The sequence below is a fragment of the Streptomyces sp. 6-11-2 genome, assembly GCF_006540305.1.
Classification (GTDB): Bacteria; Actinomycetota; Actinomycetes; order Streptomycetales; family Streptomycetaceae; genus Streptomyces.
This window is the reverse complement of record NZ_BJOR01000001.1, coordinates 3,680,362-3,695,887: the sequence shown is the minus strand read 5'-3', so window position 1 is coordinate 3,695,887 and position 15,526 is coordinate 3,680,362. Positions and strand designations below refer to the sequence as shown.

Genomic DNA, 15,526 nt, shown 5'->3' with positions numbered 1-15,526 from the left:
AGGCGCACTCCTTTCCTTCCGTCTCGCCTACCGGGTTAGCTGACGGGTTCGGAGCGGGAAGGTCTCCTACGCGCGTAAACAAGCCATGCGTACACGGCGGTTACGCGCGATTCACCCCAAGTTGGTGGTTCCCCGGTTCCCTTGCGGGATTCGGCGTGCGCGCACGGAGCCGCCTCTTGTGACGGCTGGGACGACCGTGCTGCGTTATCGAACGTTAATAGACTCGGGGCTCGGATTCCAAGCCGTTCGGCTTGATCGCTAAACCTTCCGGCGCGACCTTCCGGCCCATGACCACCGAAAACCGGGCGAGTTGACCGCATCGCGGAGGAGAGCCGTGTGTCCGGGAAACACTCAGGGCCGGAATCCATTGATCGGATTCCGGCCCTGAGCCTTCAGTAGCGGGGACAGGATTTGAACCTGCGACCTCTGGGTTATGAGCCCAGCGAGCTACCGAGCTGCTCCACCCCGCGTCGTTGTGTCACCAGTATATGCCATCCGGAAGGCTGCTCGCACCCACCTCACCTTCCACCGCCCGTCACACGGTTCCCGGGCGTACGGCGAGGCCCCGCTCAGCCGAGCAGATGACGGTTCGGCTCCCTGGCCCGCTCCTCGAACTCCGGCACCACGACGACGTCCGCGCCACCCGCCACCAGCACCCCGGTCCCGTCGGCGCCCTCGACGAACGTGTCCGGCTCCCGCCACGCCGTCACCACCCGTCGCACCCCGGCGTCCAGAATCAGCCGGGCGCACGGACGCGGCCGGGAGGCGCGGCGGGCGCACGGTTCCAGGCTGCTGTACACCGTGGCGTCCGGCAGCCGCGGATCCGCCGGGTCGACCTTGGCCAGCGCCGCCTCCTCCGCGTGCACGACCGGGTCGCCGCCCTCCCGCGAGTACCCGCGGGCGAGTTCGGTCCCGTCGGCGGCGACCACCACGGCGCCCACGCTGAACGCGGTCCGGGACGGCGGGCACTGGGCCGCCAGCTCGCAGGCGAGCCGGAGCCAGTGCCGGTCCGCGGGCACGGCGCGGCCGGCGGTGCCGGGAGCGGTGGGCTCGTAACGCACGAGGACGACGTCCTCGATGGTCCTCGTCTCCACCAGCCGCAGCCGCCCGCCCTGGTAGGTCCCGGGCCCGAACAGCCGGGGCGCGTCCGCGTCCCCCACGAACAGCGGGGCGAGCACGAGCTGCACCTCGTCCGCGAGCTGCTGCTGGAGCAGTTGTGTGTGGACGGTCCCGCCGCCCTCGACCATGAGCCGGCGCACCCCGCGCACGTCGTGCAGGTGCTCGAGCAGCCGGGGCCAGCCGAGTTCGGCGCCCAGCGGCACGACATCGGCGGCCAGGCCCGTACGCCGCAGCCTCAGCGCGCCCTCGTCGGTCGTGTAGAGGACCTTCTCGCCGCCGGTGTGCCAGAAGGGCGCCCCGGGGTCCAGCTCGCCGGAGGCGCTGACCGCGACCTTCAGCGGGTACTCCGGCTTCCCGGCGGCACAGCGGGCGGCCCGGCGCTCCGGGGAGTTCACCAGCAGCCGCGGGTTGTCGGCCCGCAGGGTGCCGGCGCCGATCAAAATCGCGTCGGCCGACGCCCGCACCTCGTCGACCCGGTCGAAGTCGGCGGGACTGGAGAGCAGCAGGCGCTCGGGACCGGTGTCGTCCAGGTAGCCGTCGAGCGAGACGGCGGCGGACAGCAGGACGTACGGGTGGGGCATCGACGCCCTCTCTCTCGGCGGCGGACTGGCTCCCAGTGTGACCGACCCCGCCGATCGCGGGCGGGGCCCCACCGTGGCGGAGCCGCGCACGCGGAGCGGGTGGGCCGCCGCCGGCCGGTGAGGGTCAGTGACCGAGGTGGATGCGGAACCGGAGGCGGCAGATGACGGCATCGGTGTGACGGCGGACGGCGCGGTCCAGGACGGCACCGCGCTGGTTCTGCAGAAGCCGCTGCCAGGGCCTGGGCAGGTGCATCTCCGGGATGAGGACCACGATCCGGTCCTGCCGCTCCTGGGCGGCCAGCGCGCGCAGATGGTCGACGAAGGGCCGGGTCAGGGAACGGGTGCGGCTGTGCAGCACGGTGAGGGGGACACCGGGCCGCCAGGCGTTCCAGGCCGCGTGGACCTCGTCGGCGGAGCGGGCGTCACGGTCCTCGGGGTGCACGACGGTGACGGCGCGGACCTCGTCGCCCAGTGACAGCGCGGCGCTGATGGCCTCACTGGTGAGCAGGTTCACGGCGCCGACGGGAACGACGACGACCGTGTGGCACGGCTCCGGCCGTGCGGGGACTTCGCCGAGGTGCAGGGCCGCGCCGATACGCCGGTACGTGCGGTGCACCGACTCGAACACGGCCACCAGGACCGCGACCGCGGCGAAGACCAGCCAGCCGCCCTCGCCGAACTTCGACACCAGCTCGATGACCAGGGCCGCGAAGGTCAGCAGTGCCCCGAGGCCGTTGACGGCCGCCCGCCACCGCCATCCGGAGCCCCGGTCCAGGTGCCAGTGCCGGACCATGCCGGCCTGGGAGAGGGTGAACCCGATGAACACGCCGATGGCGAAGACCGGCACCAGTTTCTGGGTGTCGCCCTCGGCCACGACCAGCAGGACCAGGGCGGCGGCGGCGAGCACGACGACGCCGTAGCGGTAGACCTGCCGGTCGGCGCGCAGCCCGAAGACGTGCGGCAGATGGTTGTCGCGGGCCAGCAGGGAGGCCAGGACGGGCATGCCGCCGAAGGAGGTGTTGGCCGCGAGCGCGAGCAGCGTCATGGTGGCGAACTGCACCACGTAGAAGCCCGCGTTGTGGCCCAGGGACGCCTCGGTGAGCTGCGCCAGGACGGTCTTGGTACCGCTCGGTGCGACATGGAACTTGCCGATGAGCAGCGACAGCCCGATGAGCATGGCCCCGAGCAGCGCGCCGAGCGCGACCTCGGTGCGCTGCGCCCGCCGGGCCCTCGGGGTGCGGAAGGTGGGGACGGCGTTCGCGATGGCCTCCACACCGGTGAGTGCCGAGCAGCCCGAGGCGAACGCCCGCATCAGCAGCAGGACTCCGACCGCGGAGACGGCCGAGGCCGTCGGATGGACGGGCGGGACCACCGGTGTCCGGCGCACCAGCCCGGCCACGACGACGGCGGCGATCGCCGCGACGAACACCACGGTGGGAGCGATCATCACCTTGGCGGACTCGGCGACCCCGTAGAGGTTGACCGCCGTGATCAGCCCCAGCACGATCACGCACAGCGGCACCCGGTCGCCGTACAGGGCGGGGAAGGCGGAGGTGAGCGCGGCCACGCCGGCGGAGACCGACACCGCCACGTTCAGCACGTAGTCGATGATCAGCGAGGCCGCGGCGACCAGGCTGAGCCGCCGGCCCAGATGGCGCCCCGCGACCGCGTACGCGCCGCCCCCGTTCGGGAACGCGGCGATCACCTGCCGGTAGGAGAACGTCAGCGCCGCCAGCAGCACCACGATCGCCAGCGTGACCGGCAGGGTGAAACCCAGGCCCTGACTGCCGGCCACCGCCAGCACCACCACGATCGCCTCCGGCCCGTAGGCCACCGAGGCGAGAGCGTCCAGGGACAGCGCGGCCAGCCCCTGCGGCACCGTCAGCCGGTCCCGCTCCTGCCGTCTCCCCACGGCCCGCCCGGCGGCACGCCGCCGACCCGCGTCCTCGGCCCTCGCGCCCACGGCTCCACCGCCCTCACGTCGCCTTCGGAACCTCAGAGGCAGGATCCCGCGCAAACCACCGAATACGGCGCAAGAGAGGCGTTAAAGGTCGTCCCAGGTCACTCTCGTCCTGCTACACCGGAAGAGGCAGGCAGGAGGTGCCCACGATGTCCGTCCACCTCGTCAGAGGACCCCTCGCGATCGTCGCCGCCCTCATGGCACCGCTCGCGGTCAGCGCGGTGCTGCTGCCCTTCCGCGCAGGCCTGGCCAACACCGTCGTCGCCCTCGTCCTCGTCGTGGTCGTCGTCGCGGCGGCGGCCCTCGGCAACCGGACGGCCGGCGTCCTCGCCGCTGTGTCCGCGGCCGTCTGGTTCGACTTCTTCTTCACCGTCCCCTACCAGCGGCTCACGATCACGAGCACCGCCGACGTCACCACCGCCGTCGTGCTGCTCGCCGTCGCCCTGACCGTCTCCCAACTGGCGGCCCGCGCCCGGCGCCTGGAAGTCGTCACCATCACCGACGCCGACTACCTCGCCCAGATCCACCACGCGGCCCAGCTGGCCAGGGAGGCGACCTCACCCGACGCGGTGGTGGAGGCCGTGCGCGCGCAACTCGTCGGCCTGCTCCACCTGAGCGACTGCCGCTTCGAGTACGGCACCCTGCTCGGCCACGCCCCCCGCCTGGAACCCGACGGCTCCCTCACCCTCGGGCGCAGAACGTGGGACGTCGACCGACTCGGCATGCCCGACCAGGACATCGAACTGCGCGTCCTCGCGGGCGGCCACTTCCACGGCCGCTTCCTCCTCCGCCCGACCCCCGGTCACACCCCGCCGCTGGAGGCCCGCCTGGTCGCCGTCACCCTGGCCGACCAGGTGGGCGCCGCCCTCCAGACCACCTGGAGAACCCCAAGGCCCACAGCCTGACCCACGCCGCGCCCCGGGCCGTGAAAACGCCGCAGCGCCCGGACCGACCGAAGCCGAACCGGGCGCTGCGAAGCAGGTCGGAGGGGACTGCCCTCCTCCTGCGGCCGTAGGCCCTGTGGGACTCGAACCCACAACCAATGGATTAAAAGTCCACTGCTCTGCCAATTGAGCTAAGGGCCCAGGCGATGTTGCCTACCCGAGCATAGCGGGAGGAGGGCCCGTCGCCGATCGGGTATCCGGCGTGCCCGGCCGGAAGTTCGGCGTGATCGGCGGTGACCGCCCCGCACACCGCCCGTCCGGACGGGGGTCGAAACGGTGACCGCCGCCGGACCCGCCGTGGTCAGCGAGGCGTAGGTGGTCAAAAACCGCGGGGCCCGTACGACAGGAGTCGTACGGGCCCCGCGGGGTGGGTTCAGCCGGCGTCAGCCGTTGCGCTTCCAGCGCGGCTTGTCGTCGCGGCGGCCGAAGGAACCGCCGCCGCCTCCACGGTGGTCGTCACGGCGGCCGTAGGGGCGCTCGTGGCCGCCGGAGCGGAAGCCGGGGCGGTCGCCCTGGCGGTCGCGGTTGAACGGGCGGTCGCTGCCGCGGTGCCCGCCACGCTCGTCACGCCGGGCCGGGCGGTCGTCACGGCGGAAGCCGCCACGGTCGTCACGGCGGTCGAACGAGCCACGGTCGTCACGACGGTCGAAGGAACGGGGCGCACGGTCCCGGTCACGCTGGAAACCGCCACGGTCCTCGCGCCGCTCGAAGGAACGGCCGCCGCGGTCGTCACGACGGTCGTCACGACGGAAGCCGCCACGGTCGTCACGGCGGTCGAACGAGCCACGGTCGTCACGACGGTCGAACGAACGGCCACCGCGGTCGCCGCGGTCGCCCCGGTCGTCACGGCGGAAGCCGCCCCGGTCCCCGCGGTCCCGGTCACGGTCCCGGTTGAAGCCGCCACGGTCGTCACGGCGGTCGAACGAGCCACGGTCGTCACGACGGTCGAAGGAACGGGGCGCACGGTCCCGGTCACGCTGGAAACCGCCACGGTCCTCGCGCCGCTCACGCCGGTCGTACGACGACGGGGCCGCCGAACGCTCCTCGCGCTCCGCGCCCTCTTCCCGGTCGATGCGTTCGATGTCCCGGGCCGCCGGCTGCTCCGGCACCGACACCTCGGCCACCGCCTGCTCCTCGGCCACCTCGACCGAGCCCTCGGACGTCACGGTCTCGCCGCGCTCGCGGGCGAGCCGGGCGACCAGCCGGTCGGCCTCCTCCCGCAGCTCGGCCGCACGCCGCTGCGCGCGCTCCAGCTGCTTGGCGAGGTGAGTGACCTCGCGCTCGGCCAGCTGGGCCGCGGTGCCCGCGGACTCGGCCTGCACCTCGGTCATCGACCGGGCGCCGGTGATCTCGGCGACCTCCGGGTCGAAGGCCGCGCCGCCCTGGATGATGTGGCGCGAGGCGTCGACGCCCGCGTCCTCCATCAGGCGGAAGATCTGACGCCGCTGATGCGGCAGGGACAGCGAGACCACCGTGCCCGTACGGCCCGCGCGGGCCGTACGGCCGGCCCGGTGCAGATAGTCCTTGTGATCGCCGGCCGGGTCGACGTTCAGCACCAGGTCGATGCCGTCGACGTGGATACCGCGGGCGGCGACGTCGGTGGCGACCAGGACGTTGACGTAACCGTCCTTGAAGTCGGCCAGGGTGCGGGTACGGGCGCCCTGGGTCATGCCGCCGTGCAGCGCCTCGGCCTTCGCACCGGCCTCGCGCAGCTGCTCGGCCACGCGGTCGGCGCCCAGCTGGGTGCGCACGAAGATGATGGTGCGGCCCTTGCGGGAGGCGATGGCAGCGGTGACCGGCGCCTTGTCCTTGGGCTTCACGATCAGGATGTGGTGGGACATGGTCGTCACCGCGCCCTGCGCCGCGTCGACCTCGTGGCTGACGGGGTCGGTCAGGTACCGGTCGACGAGGGTCTTGATCTCGTTCTCCATCGTCGCGGAGAACAGCATCCGCTGACCGCCCGCCGGAACCTGGTCCAGCAGCTCGGTGACCTCGGGCATGAAGCCCAGGTCGGACATCTGGTCGGCCTCGTCCAGGACCGCGATCTGCACATCCTCCAGGGAGCAGGCGCCGCGGTTGATGATGTCGCGCAGACGGCCCGGCGTGGCGACCAGGATGTCGACGCCCTTCTCCAGGGCGTAGATCTGGTTGCCCATGGAGGTGCCGCCGCAGACGACCTTCATCCTCAGGCCGACCACGTCGCCGTAGGGCTGGAGGGCGTCGGCCACCTGCATGGCCAGCTCACGGGTCGGGGTGAGGATGACGGCCCGCGGCCGCTTCCGCTCGGTGCGGCCGCCGGCCAGCGTGGCCAGGGTCGGCAGACCGAAGGAGAGGGTCTTGCCGGAGCCGGTGCGGCCCCGGCCCAGGATGTCCTTCCCGGCCAGGGCGTCCGGGATGGTCGCGGCCTGGATCGGGAAAGGCGTGGTCACGCCGTTCTGCGCGAGCTTGCGGACGACGCCCTCGGGCAGGCCGAGGTCCGCGAAGGTGATCTCCGGGGCCTCGTGGTTCTCGGGAGCGTCGTCGGCGTTCTCGGGCACGACGACGTGATCAGTGGCAATGGACATACGAATGCGAAACCTTCCGGAGTCTCGTCGGCACGCGCCCGTCAACTCCGTGATTCGCGCCACGACCGCCTCGATGCGGTCCGCCACGGCAAAGGAGAGTACGCGCCACACGGCGCGCTCTGCGTGGGCGCCGGGCAAATGGGATCAAACGATCTACCACCATACGCACCTTGCACCCCCGAAGGCAAACCGGCGGGGCCGCCGCAGGTCAGCCGCTCGTCCGGTGCGGGTGCCGGCCCGGCTTGTACGGGCGTTCCCGCTTCTCCAGCTGCGACCCCGTGCCGTCGTGCGCCGAGGGCGACGGCTCGGCCGACGGCGGATCCGAGGACGCCGGCGGAGCGGGTGGCGAGGCCGGCGGCTGCTCGGGCGCGGCGGACGTCTGCGGGGGCACCGGCACCGCCTCGCTCGGCGTCGGCTCGCCCGCCTTCGGCGGCGACCCGCCCGTGCCCGGCGCCGCCGACGCGCCGGGCTCGCCCGACGACGACACCGACGCGGACGGCGACTCGCCGGGCTTCCCCTTCCCCCCGTGACCACGCTTGCCGTCCCCGCCGCCACCCGCACGGCCCGCGTCACCGCCGGACACCGCGCCCTCCCCGCCCGGGGCCCGGCCGCCCCGGTCCCCGGCGGAGTGCGACGGCCTGACCGAGCCGGCGTCCTCCCCCACGCTCACGCAGCCGGCGGCGGCGGTGACGGCCGCGACCACGGCGGCGAGACGGACGGATACGAACAAGGGGCGCACGGGCAGCCACCTCCGGGAGAAGAAGTCACCCTGTCCAACTCCGTTCACCCGCCGGAGGACACGCGACCGCGTCCGGCGAGGGTCAGCCGTACCCCAGCGCGTGCAGACGTTCGTCGTCGATCCCGAAGTGGTGGGCGATCTCGTGAACCACCGTCACCTCCGTCTCCGCGACCACGTCCTCCCGCGTCCCGCACATGCGCAGCGTCGGCCCGCGGTAGATCGTGATCCGGTCCGGCAGCACCCCCGCGTACCACTCGCCGCGCTCCGTCAGCGGGGTCCCCTCGTACAGCCCGAGCAACTCGGGATCGTCGGCGGGCGGCTCGTCCTCGACGAACACCGCGACGTTGTCCATCAGCCGCGTCAGCTCCGGCGGAATCCGGTCGAGGGCCTCGGCCACCAGTTCCTCGAACTCCTCGCGCGTCATCTCCAGCACACGGTCATTGTCCGGCACCACCCGCGCGACCATGCCACGCACGGGCATATCGGGTGTCGGGCATGGGCATACGCGCCCAATGCCCCGCGTCGCCCTCCCAGACCCGAACCGCCCCCACCCCCTCCGCGGCATACGTAAGGCGGTGCACGCCGTCACACTCCGCCGCCGATCGACCCGTCAACGGCCGGACCTCTCCCTGGCGCAGGAGCCTCGCCCCTGGGCGCGCGCCGCCGGACTGGTGGCCGTCGTCCTGGTCGGCGCCTGGCTGGGGCTGCTCGTCGTCGGCAACGTACGGGCACCGGTCGGCCCCATGAACACCACGATGACCCTGCGCCCGTCCCTGACCGGCGGCACGAAGATCAACGTCTCTCCGCTGGGCTCCCTGGAACTGGACAGCCACATCGCCCCCGTCCGCCTCGACGTGAACGTCGACCAGCTCGACCCGGCCCGCTCCCAGGCCCTGGTCGACCACCCGGAACGCCTCTCCGGCCTCCAGGACGAGGTGGCGCACGACGTCGAGCACGGCACCCTCGACCTGGCCCTGCGGTCCTGTGTGGCCGTCGTCTCCGGCGCCACCGCGCTCGGCCTCGCGGTCTACCGCCGCCCGCGCCGCGCCCTGGCGGCCGGCGGCCTGGCCCTGACCCTGCTCGCGGCGTCCGGGGCGACGGCGTACGCCACCTGGAATCCCAAGTCGGTGCTGGAGCCGAAGTTCTCCGGACTGCTGTCCTCGGCACCCTCGGTGGTCGGCAACGCGCGCAGCATCGTCACCGAGTTCGACGTCTACCAGAAGGAACTGGCACGCCTGGTGACGAACGTGACCAAGCTCTACGACGTCACCTCCACGCTCCCCGCCTACCAGCCGGACCCGACGACCATCCGGGTCCTGCACGTCTCCGACATCCATCTCAACCCGGCGAGCTGGAAGATCATCACCTCGCTGGTGGAGCAGTACAAGGTGGACGTGATCGTCGACTCCGGCGACACGATGGACCACGGCTCCGCGGCGGAGAACGGCTTCCTGGACCCGATCGGGGACCTGGGCGTCCCCTATGTCTGGGTGCGCGGCAACCACGACTCGAAGGTCACCCAGCGCTACCTGGAGCGCATGAAGAACGTGCACGTCCTGGACGACGGCCGCGCCGAGACCGTCGCCGGCCTGCGCTTCGCCGGCATCGGCGACCCCCAGTTCACCCCCGACCGCTCCGGCGCGCCGGGCGCCGACGCGTCCGAGGAACTGGCCGGCGCCCGTCTGGCCTCGGCCCTGCGCGACCAGCGGGCCAAGGGCACCCCCGTCGACATCGCCCTCGCCCACGAACCGTCCGCGGCCCGCGAGACCGACGGCACCGTGCCGCTGGTGCTGTGCGGCCACCTCCACCACCAGGGGACGGAGGTCCTCAGGTACGGCACGCGGCTGCGCATGGAGGGGTCCACGGGCGGCAGCGGGCTGCGCGCGGTCGAGGGGAAGCACCCGGCCCCGATCGAGGCGTCGATCCTCTACCTCGACCGGGACAGCCGCCGCCTCCAGGCCTGGGACGCGATCAGGCTGGGCGGCCTGGGACTGACGACGGCCGAGGTCAGCCGCCACCTGCCCGAGGAGAACAAGCCTGGCGCCACCCCCTCCCCGACCGCGCCCTCCCCCTCCACGGCCTCCCCGGCCACGCCCTCCCCCTCCGGCTCGTAAACGGTTTTGGCGATACCCCCGGCCATCCCCTATGCTTTTCACGTCCCCGACGCGCTGAGAAGCGCCCAGGCGGGCCGATAGCCCTCATCGTCTAGCGGCCTAGGACGCCGCCCTTTCAAGGCGGTAGCACGGGTTCGAATCCCGTTGGGGGCACGCAGTACGGTGTGCGACACTTACGTTCGTTGGTTCGCACACAACCATGGTCCTGTGGAGCAGTTTGGAGTGCTCGCCACCCTGTCAAGGTGGAGGCCGCGGGTTCAAATCCCGTCAGGACCGCTGAGGTTTCACGTGAAACCTCAATGGCTGGGTAGCTCAGTTGGTACGAGCGATCGCCTGAAAAGCGATAGGTCGCCGGTTCGACCCCGGCCCCAGCCACAGGGAAAGATCCCGCCCATCGGGCGGGATCTTCTTTGTTCGCTGGCACCGCCGGCAGGCAGCCGCAGCTCTTCGGCCCCGGAGCGGGCATGGCACCGGCCGAGGACGGACGCGCCCACCGGGGTGTCACCGCCGGCGGCCCGTGGCAAAACCGTTCGCCAGGATTTTCTCGGGGATGAGATCCTGGGTCCCGTATGTCTACGCATCCCGCCCCCGCCCTCGGCGCCCTCGCCTCCCGCCTGAACGAGTTGTCGCTGCGTGACGCGCACCGGCTCGGCCGCAGGCTCGAAGGCGCGCGCAAGATTCGCAAGCCGGAGGCGCGTGCCGCCGTCCTCGCCGAGGTCGAGGGCGAGGTCGGGAAGGCCGAGGAGCGCATGTCCGCGCGGCGTTCCCGGGTGCCGGCGGTCAGCTATCCCGAGCAGTTGCCGGTCAGCCAGAAGAAGGACGAGATCGCCGACGCGATCCGCGCCCACCAGGTCGTCATCGTCGCCGGTGAGACGGGGTCCGGGAAGACCACGCAGATCCCGAAGATCTGCATGGAGCTGGGCCGGGGTGTGCGGGGCATGATCGGGCACACCCAGCCCCGCCGGATCGCCGCCCGTACCGTCGCCGAGCGTGTGGCGGAGGAGCTGGACACCCCGCTCGGTGCGGCCGTCGGCTGGAAGGTGCGGTTCACCGACCAGGTGGATCCCGACGCCACGTTCGTGAAGCTGATGACGGACGGCATCCTGCTCGCCGAGATCCAGACCGACCGCGAGCTGCGGGCCTACGACACGATCATCATCGACGAGGCCCACGAGCGGTCCCTCAACATCGACTTCCTGCTGGGCTATCTCGCGCAGCTGCTGCCGCGGCGGCCGGACCTCAAGGTCGTCATCACCTCGGCCACCATCGATCCCGACCGCTTCTCCCGGCACTTCGGCGACGCCCCGATCGTCGAGGTCAGCGGGCGGACGTATCCCGTGGAGGTGCGGTACCGGCCGCTGCTGGAGGAGGATTCCGACGACGCCGACCGGGACCAGATCACCGCGATCACGGACGCGGTGGAGGAGCTCATGGCCGAGGGGTCCGGGGACATCCTCGTCTTCCTCTCGGGGGAGCGGGAGATCCGTGACACGGCCGACGCGCTCAACAAGAAGAACTTCCGGCTCACCGAGGTGCTGCCGCTGTACGCCCGGCTGTCGCACGCCGAGCAGCACCGGGTCTTCCAGCCGCACACCGGCCGCAGGATCGTCCTGGCGACCAACGTCGCCGAGACCTCCCTGACCGTCCCGGGCATCAAGTACGTCATCGACCCCGGCTTCGCCCGGATCTCCCGGTACAGCCACCGCACCAAGGTGCAGCGGCTGCCGATCGAGCCGGTCTCGCAGGCCAGCGCCAACCAGCGCAAGGGCCGCTGCGGGCGTACGTCCGACGGCATCTGCATCCGGCTCTACGGCGAGGACGACTTCCTCACCCGTCCGGAGTTCACGGACGCGGAGATCCTGCGCACCAACCTCGCCTCCGTCATCCTCCAGATGACCGCGGCCGGCCTCGGCGACATCGAGAAGTTCCCGTTCATCGACCCGCCGGACCACCGCAACATCCGTGACGGCGTGCAGCTGCTCCAGGAGCTGGGCGCGCTGGACCCGGCGCAGAAGGACCCCCGCAAACGGCTCACGGAGACCGGCCGCAAGCTCGCCCAGCTGCCGGTCGACCCGCGCCTGGCCCGCATGGTGCTGGAGGCCGACCGCAACGGCTGCGTCCGCGAGGTCATGGTGATCGCCGCCGCGCTGTCCATCCAGGACCCGCGCGAGCGTCCCGCCGAGAAGCAGGCCCAGGCCGATCAGCAGCACGCCCGCTTCCGGGACGAGACCAGCGACTTCCTCGCCTACCTCAATCTGTGGCACTACATCCGCGAGCAGCAGAAGGAGCGGGGCTCCTCGTCGTTCCGGCGCATGTGCAAGCAGGAGTTCCTGAACTTCCTGCGTATCCGCGAATGGCAGGACATCTACAGCCAGTTGCGCACGGTCGCCAAGCAGATGGGCATCCACCTCAGCGACCAGGACGCGCCCGCCGACCGGATCCACGTCTCGCTGCTGGCCGGTCTACTCTCGCACATCGGCATGAAGGACGTGAAGGAGTCCAAGGACTCCGGAGCCGGCGCGCGCAAGGACGGCGGCCGGAACGAGTACCTGGGCGCCCGCAACGCCAAGTTCGCGATCTTCCCCGGCTCGGCGCTGTTCAAGAAGCCGCCGCGCTTCGTGATGTCCGCCGAGCTCGTCGAGACCTCCCGTCTGTGGGCCCGCGTCAACGCGAGGATCGAACCGGAGTGGGTCGAGCCGCTGGCCGGGCACCTGCTGAAGCGGACCTACAGCGAACCGCACTGGGAGAAGGACCAGGCGGCGGTGATGGCGTACGAGAAGGTCACGCTGTACGGCGTTCCGATCGTCGCCCAGCGGAAGGTGAACTACGGGCGGATCGACGCGGAGCTCAGCCGGGAGCTGTTCATCCGCAACGCGCTCGTCGAGGGCGACTGGCGCACGCACCACAAGTTCTTCGCCGACAACCGCAGGCTCCTCAGCGAGGTGGAGGAGCTGGAGCACCGGGCCCGGCGCCGGGACATCGTCGTGGACGACGAGACGCTGTTCGACTTCTACGACCGGCGGGTGCCCGAACACGTCGTCTCCGGGGCGCACTTCGACTCCTGGTGGAAGCGGAAGCGGCAGGAGCAGCCGGACTTCCTGGACTTCGAGCGGGAGATGCTCATCCGGGAGTCGGCGGAGACGGTCACCAAGGCCGACTATCCGGACTCCTGGCGGCAGGGGAACCTCAAGTTCCGGGTGACGTACCAGTTCGAGCCGGGCGCGGACGCGGACGGTGTGACCGTCCACATCCCGTTGCAGGTGCTGAACCAGGTCACGGACGAGGGCTTCGACTGGCAGATCCCGGGGCTGCGCGAGGAGGTCGTCACCGAGCTGATCCGCTCCCTGCCCAAGCCCATCCGCCGCAACTACGTGCCGGCGCCGAACTACGCGAAGGCGTTCCTGGAGTCCGCGGTGCCGTTGCAGGAGCCGCTGACCACCACGATGGCGCGTGAGCTGAAGCGGATGGTCGGTGTGCCCTTCGAGGCCGAGGACTTCGACTGGTCCAGGATCCCCGACCATCTGAAGATCACCTTCCGGATCGTCGACGAGCGGCGCCGCAAGCTGGCCGAGGACAAGGACCTCCAGGCGCTGAAGCTGACGCTGAAGCCCAGGGCGCGCAAGGCCCTGTCCCAGGCCGCCGCGGCGACCGCGGAGCGGCACGGCGGGGAGTCCCTGGAGCGCAAGGGCCTGACCGACTGGACCATCGGCGCGCTCACCCGGGTCTTCGAGACCCGCCGGGCCGGCCAGCCGGTGAAGGCCTACCCGGCGCTCGTCGACGACGGCGACACCGTGTCCGTGCGGCTCTTCGACACCGAGGCCGAGCAGGCCGAGGCGATGTGGCAGGGCACACGGCGGCTGATTCTGCGCAACATCCCGGTCAACCCGGCGAAGTTCGCGTCCGAGAAGCTGAGCAACCAGCAGAAGCTCGCCCTCTCGGCGAACCCGCACGGCTCGGTCCAGGCGCTGTTCGACGACTGCGCGACGGCGGCGGCGGACCGGCTGATCGCGGACTTCGGCGGGCCGGTCTGGGACGAGGAGTCGTACCGGAAGCTGTACGACAAGGTGCGTGCCGACATCGTGGACACGACCGTGCGGACGGTGGGCCAGGTGCAGCAGGTACTGGCCGCCTGGCAGGCCTGTGAGCGCCGTCTGAAGGCCGTACGCAGCCCCGCGCTGCTGCCGAACCTGGCGGACCTGCGGACTCAGCTGGACGGCCTGGTGAAGCCCGGTTTCGTCACGGCGTCCGGGGTACGGCGTCTGCCGGACCTGATGCGCTATCTGGTGGCCGCGGACCGCCGCCTCCAGCAGATGCCGACGAACGTCCAGCGGGACACCACACGCATGGAGAAGGTCCACGAGATGCAGGACGAGTACGCGTGGCTGCTCGAGCAGATGCCGCGGGGCAGGCCGGTGCCGTCCTCGGTCCTGGACATCCGCTGGATGATCGAGGAGCTGCGGGTGAGCTACTTCGCGCACGCGCTGGGCACGGCGTACCCGGTCTCGGACAAGCGGATCGTGAAGGCGATCGACGCGGCCGTCCCGTGATGACACGTGCACGCTAAGTGAGTTCGACCCCGGGCCCCTGCTCCTGTACAGTCTCTTCTCGCAGCGCAACGCACGAATAGCGCCGCAAAACGAGGTCCTGTGGAGCAGTTTGGAGTGCTCGCCACCCTGTCAAGGTGGAGGCCGCGGGTTCAAATCCCGTCAGGACCGCTTTGTCAAGAGGGCCCGTCCCCCCGAGGGGGACGGGCCCTCTTCTCGTGTGCTCGCGCCCCCGTCCGCACGGCCCCTTCCGGAGGCGCGGAGGGGCCCTGTGGCGGCCTGTGGCGCGCCGCCGTGTCTTGACGGCGTCACATTCCCTCGGTACCCAGGGAGCAGGCTCGGCTCCCCCGCGGTCCACTGGAGGTGGCGTATGGCGGCATCGGCCAGGCACGAGACGCGGGCGCTGCTCCGCGCACATCTCGCGGCAGCCTCGTCGTACCGCCACCTCACCCGTCGCTGCGCCGTCTGCCACCACCTGCTGCGACTGGAGATGGCCGGCGCCCCTCGGACGGCCTCCGGCGCCCCTCGGACGGCCTCCGGCGCCCCGGAGGAGCCGGTGGAGGGCGACAGCCCCTCGACGGCGTGAACCGCGCCGGGGCGCACCTCGAATCCCGAACTCCCTTGCAGGCGTGGGGCGATGGAACCGGAGCCTCCACTAGCGCAGAGACACGGCCGGCAACAAGCGCCTCGGCATGTGACGGGTGTCACCGAATGAGTTTCTGAAAGTGCGGTACTTACACCCGCCCTACACAGGGTCAATTTAATATGTGCAATTGCACTGCCTTGCGGGTTGCTCCACAGATGATCCGCCGAGCCTCCCCAGACTCCGACAAGCCCGCTCACAGAGCCACCCCGCGGGCTCCGGAAGGCACACAAAAAAGATCGCGCTGGACCCGGCGGAGTCCAGCGCGATCGACGACGCACCCTTGTTCACTTGCCTACGGAGCTCTGACGGCTTGGG

General features: G+C 71.2%; 9 protein-coding genes, 6 tRNA genes and 1 riboswitch. Of the genes, 9 read left to right on the top strand and 6 right to left on the bottom strand.

Annotated elements, in window-relative coordinates:
- Positions 1 to 9 precede the first annotated feature (9 nt).
- A riboswitch (cyclic di-AMP (ydaO/yuaA leader) is annotated at positions 10 to 166 on the bottom strand.
- 230 nt (positions 167 to 396) lie between these two features.
- From TNCT6_RS16045 to TNCT6_RS16035, 3 genes are all read right to left on the bottom strand, one after another.
- Positions 397 to 470: transfer RNA gene (locus TNCT6_RS16045), tRNA-Met, on the bottom strand.
- A 99-nt stretch (positions 471 to 569) separates the two neighbouring features.
- On the bottom strand, positions 570 to 1,700 hold the full coding sequence (locus TNCT6_RS16040; RefSeq protein ID WP_141360011.1) for a dihydrofolate reductase family protein: 1,131 nt from the start codon (positions 1,698 to 1,700) through the stop codon (positions 570 to 572).
- Positions 1,701 to 1,824: 124 nt separating this feature from the next.
- Positions 1,825 to 3,663 (bottom strand): APC family permease, encoded by a 1,839-nt coding sequence (locus TNCT6_RS16035; protein WP_141360010.1) that lies wholly within the window; start codon positions 3,661 to 3,663, stop codon positions 1,825 to 1,827.
- A gap of 146 nt (positions 3,664 to 3,809) precedes the next feature.
- On the opposite strand from TNCT6_RS16035, the gene TNCT6_RS16030 reads away from it, so the two are divergent.
- Positions 3,810 to 4,565: a DUF4118 domain-containing protein gene (locus TNCT6_RS16030; RefSeq protein WP_141360009.1), complete on the top strand. Its 756-nt coding sequence runs from the start codon at positions 3,810 to 3,812 to the stop codon at positions 4,563 to 4,565.
- 107 nt (positions 4,566 to 4,672) lie between these two features.
- Here TNCT6_RS16030 and TNCT6_RS16025 read toward each other — a convergent pair.
- Positions 4,673 to 4,745 (bottom strand) — tRNA-Lys (locus TNCT6_RS16025).
- 242 nt (positions 4,746 to 4,987) lie between these two features.
- Positions 4,988 to 7,168: a DEAD/DEAH box helicase gene (locus TNCT6_RS16020; protein WP_141360008.1), complete on the bottom strand. Its 2,181-nt coding sequence runs from the start codon at positions 7,166 to 7,168 to the stop codon at positions 4,988 to 4,990.
- Positions 7,169 to 7,410: 242 nt separating this feature from the next.
- Here TNCT6_RS16020 and TNCT6_RS41900 point away from each other — a divergent pair, with 242 nt between their 5' ends.
- Positions 7,411 to 7,698: a hypothetical protein gene (locus TNCT6_RS41900; protein WP_172632918.1), complete on the top strand. Its 288-nt coding sequence runs from the start codon at positions 7,411 to 7,413 to the stop codon at positions 7,696 to 7,698.
- Between the two features lie 291 nt (positions 7,699 to 7,989).
- On the opposite strand, the gene TNCT6_RS16010 is transcribed toward TNCT6_RS41900, so the two are convergent.
- Positions 7,990 to 8,340: a metallopeptidase family protein gene (locus TNCT6_RS16010; RefSeq protein ID WP_216372783.1), complete on the bottom strand. Its 351-nt coding sequence runs from the start codon at positions 8,338 to 8,340 to the stop codon at positions 7,990 to 7,992.
- Between the two features lie 79 nt (positions 8,341 to 8,419).
- On the opposite strand from TNCT6_RS16010, the gene TNCT6_RS16005 reads away from it, so the two are divergent.
- From TNCT6_RS16005 to TNCT6_RS15975, 7 genes are all read left to right on the top strand, one after another.
- Positions 8,420 to 10,021 carry a metallophosphoesterase gene (locus TNCT6_RS16005; RefSeq protein ID WP_141360006.1) on the top strand — a complete coding sequence of 534 codons (1,602 nt, stop codon included), beginning with the start codon at positions 8,420 to 8,422 and terminating at the stop codon, positions 10,019 to 10,021.
- Between the two features lie 80 nt (positions 10,022 to 10,101).
- A tRNA-Glu gene (locus TNCT6_RS16000) sits at positions 10,102 to 10,174 on the top strand.
- Positions 10,175 to 10,222: 48 nt separating this feature from the next.
- A tRNA-Asp gene (locus tag TNCT6_RS15995) sits at positions 10,223 to 10,297 on the top strand.
- Between the two features lie 25 nt (positions 10,298 to 10,322).
- Positions 10,323 to 10,396, top strand: a tRNA-Phe gene (locus TNCT6_RS15990).
- A gap of 194 nt (positions 10,397 to 10,590) precedes the next feature.
- Positions 10,591 to 14,568, top strand: a complete 3,978-nt coding sequence (hrpA, locus tag TNCT6_RS15985) for an ATP-dependent RNA helicase HrpA (RefSeq protein ID WP_141360005.1) — start codon at positions 10,591 to 10,593, stop codon at positions 14,566 to 14,568.
- A gap of 93 nt (positions 14,569 to 14,661) precedes the next feature.
- A tRNA-Asp gene (locus TNCT6_RS15980) sits at positions 14,662 to 14,736 on the top strand.
- A 199-nt stretch (positions 14,737 to 14,935) separates the two neighbouring features.
- Positions 14,936 to 15,151, top strand: coding sequence for a DUF6274 family protein (locus tag TNCT6_RS15975; protein ID WP_141360004.1), 216 nt, complete (start codon positions 14,936 to 14,938; stop codon positions 15,149 to 15,151).
- The last annotated feature ends 375 nt before the right edge of the window (positions 15,152 to 15,526 follow it).

Bases quoted from the DNA above. Each gene is read 5' to 3' on its own strand.
- TNCT6_RS16040 (WP_141360011.1), bottom strand. From the start codon at position 1,700: ATGCCCCACCCGTACGTCCTGCTGTCCGCCGCCGTCTCGCTCGACGGC.
- TNCT6_RS15975 (WP_141360004.1), top strand. From the start codon at position 14,936: ATGGCGGCATCGGCCAGGCACGAGACGCGGGCGCTGCTCCGCGCACAT.
- TNCT6_RS16020 (WP_141360008.1), bottom strand. From the start codon at position 7,168: ATGTCCATTGCCACTGATCACGTCGTCGTGCCCGAGAACGCCGACGAC.
- TNCT6_RS16005 (WP_141360006.1), top strand. From the start codon at position 8,420: ATGCCCCGCGTCGCCCTCCCAGACCCGAACCGCCCCCACCCCCTCCGC.
- hrpA (WP_141360005.1), top strand. From the start codon at position 10,591: ATGTCTACGCATCCCGCCCCCGCCCTCGGCGCCCTCGCCTCCCGCCTG.
- TNCT6_RS16030 (WP_141360009.1), top strand. From the start codon at position 3,810: ATGTCCGTCCACCTCGTCAGAGGACCCCTCGCGATCGTCGCCGCCCTC.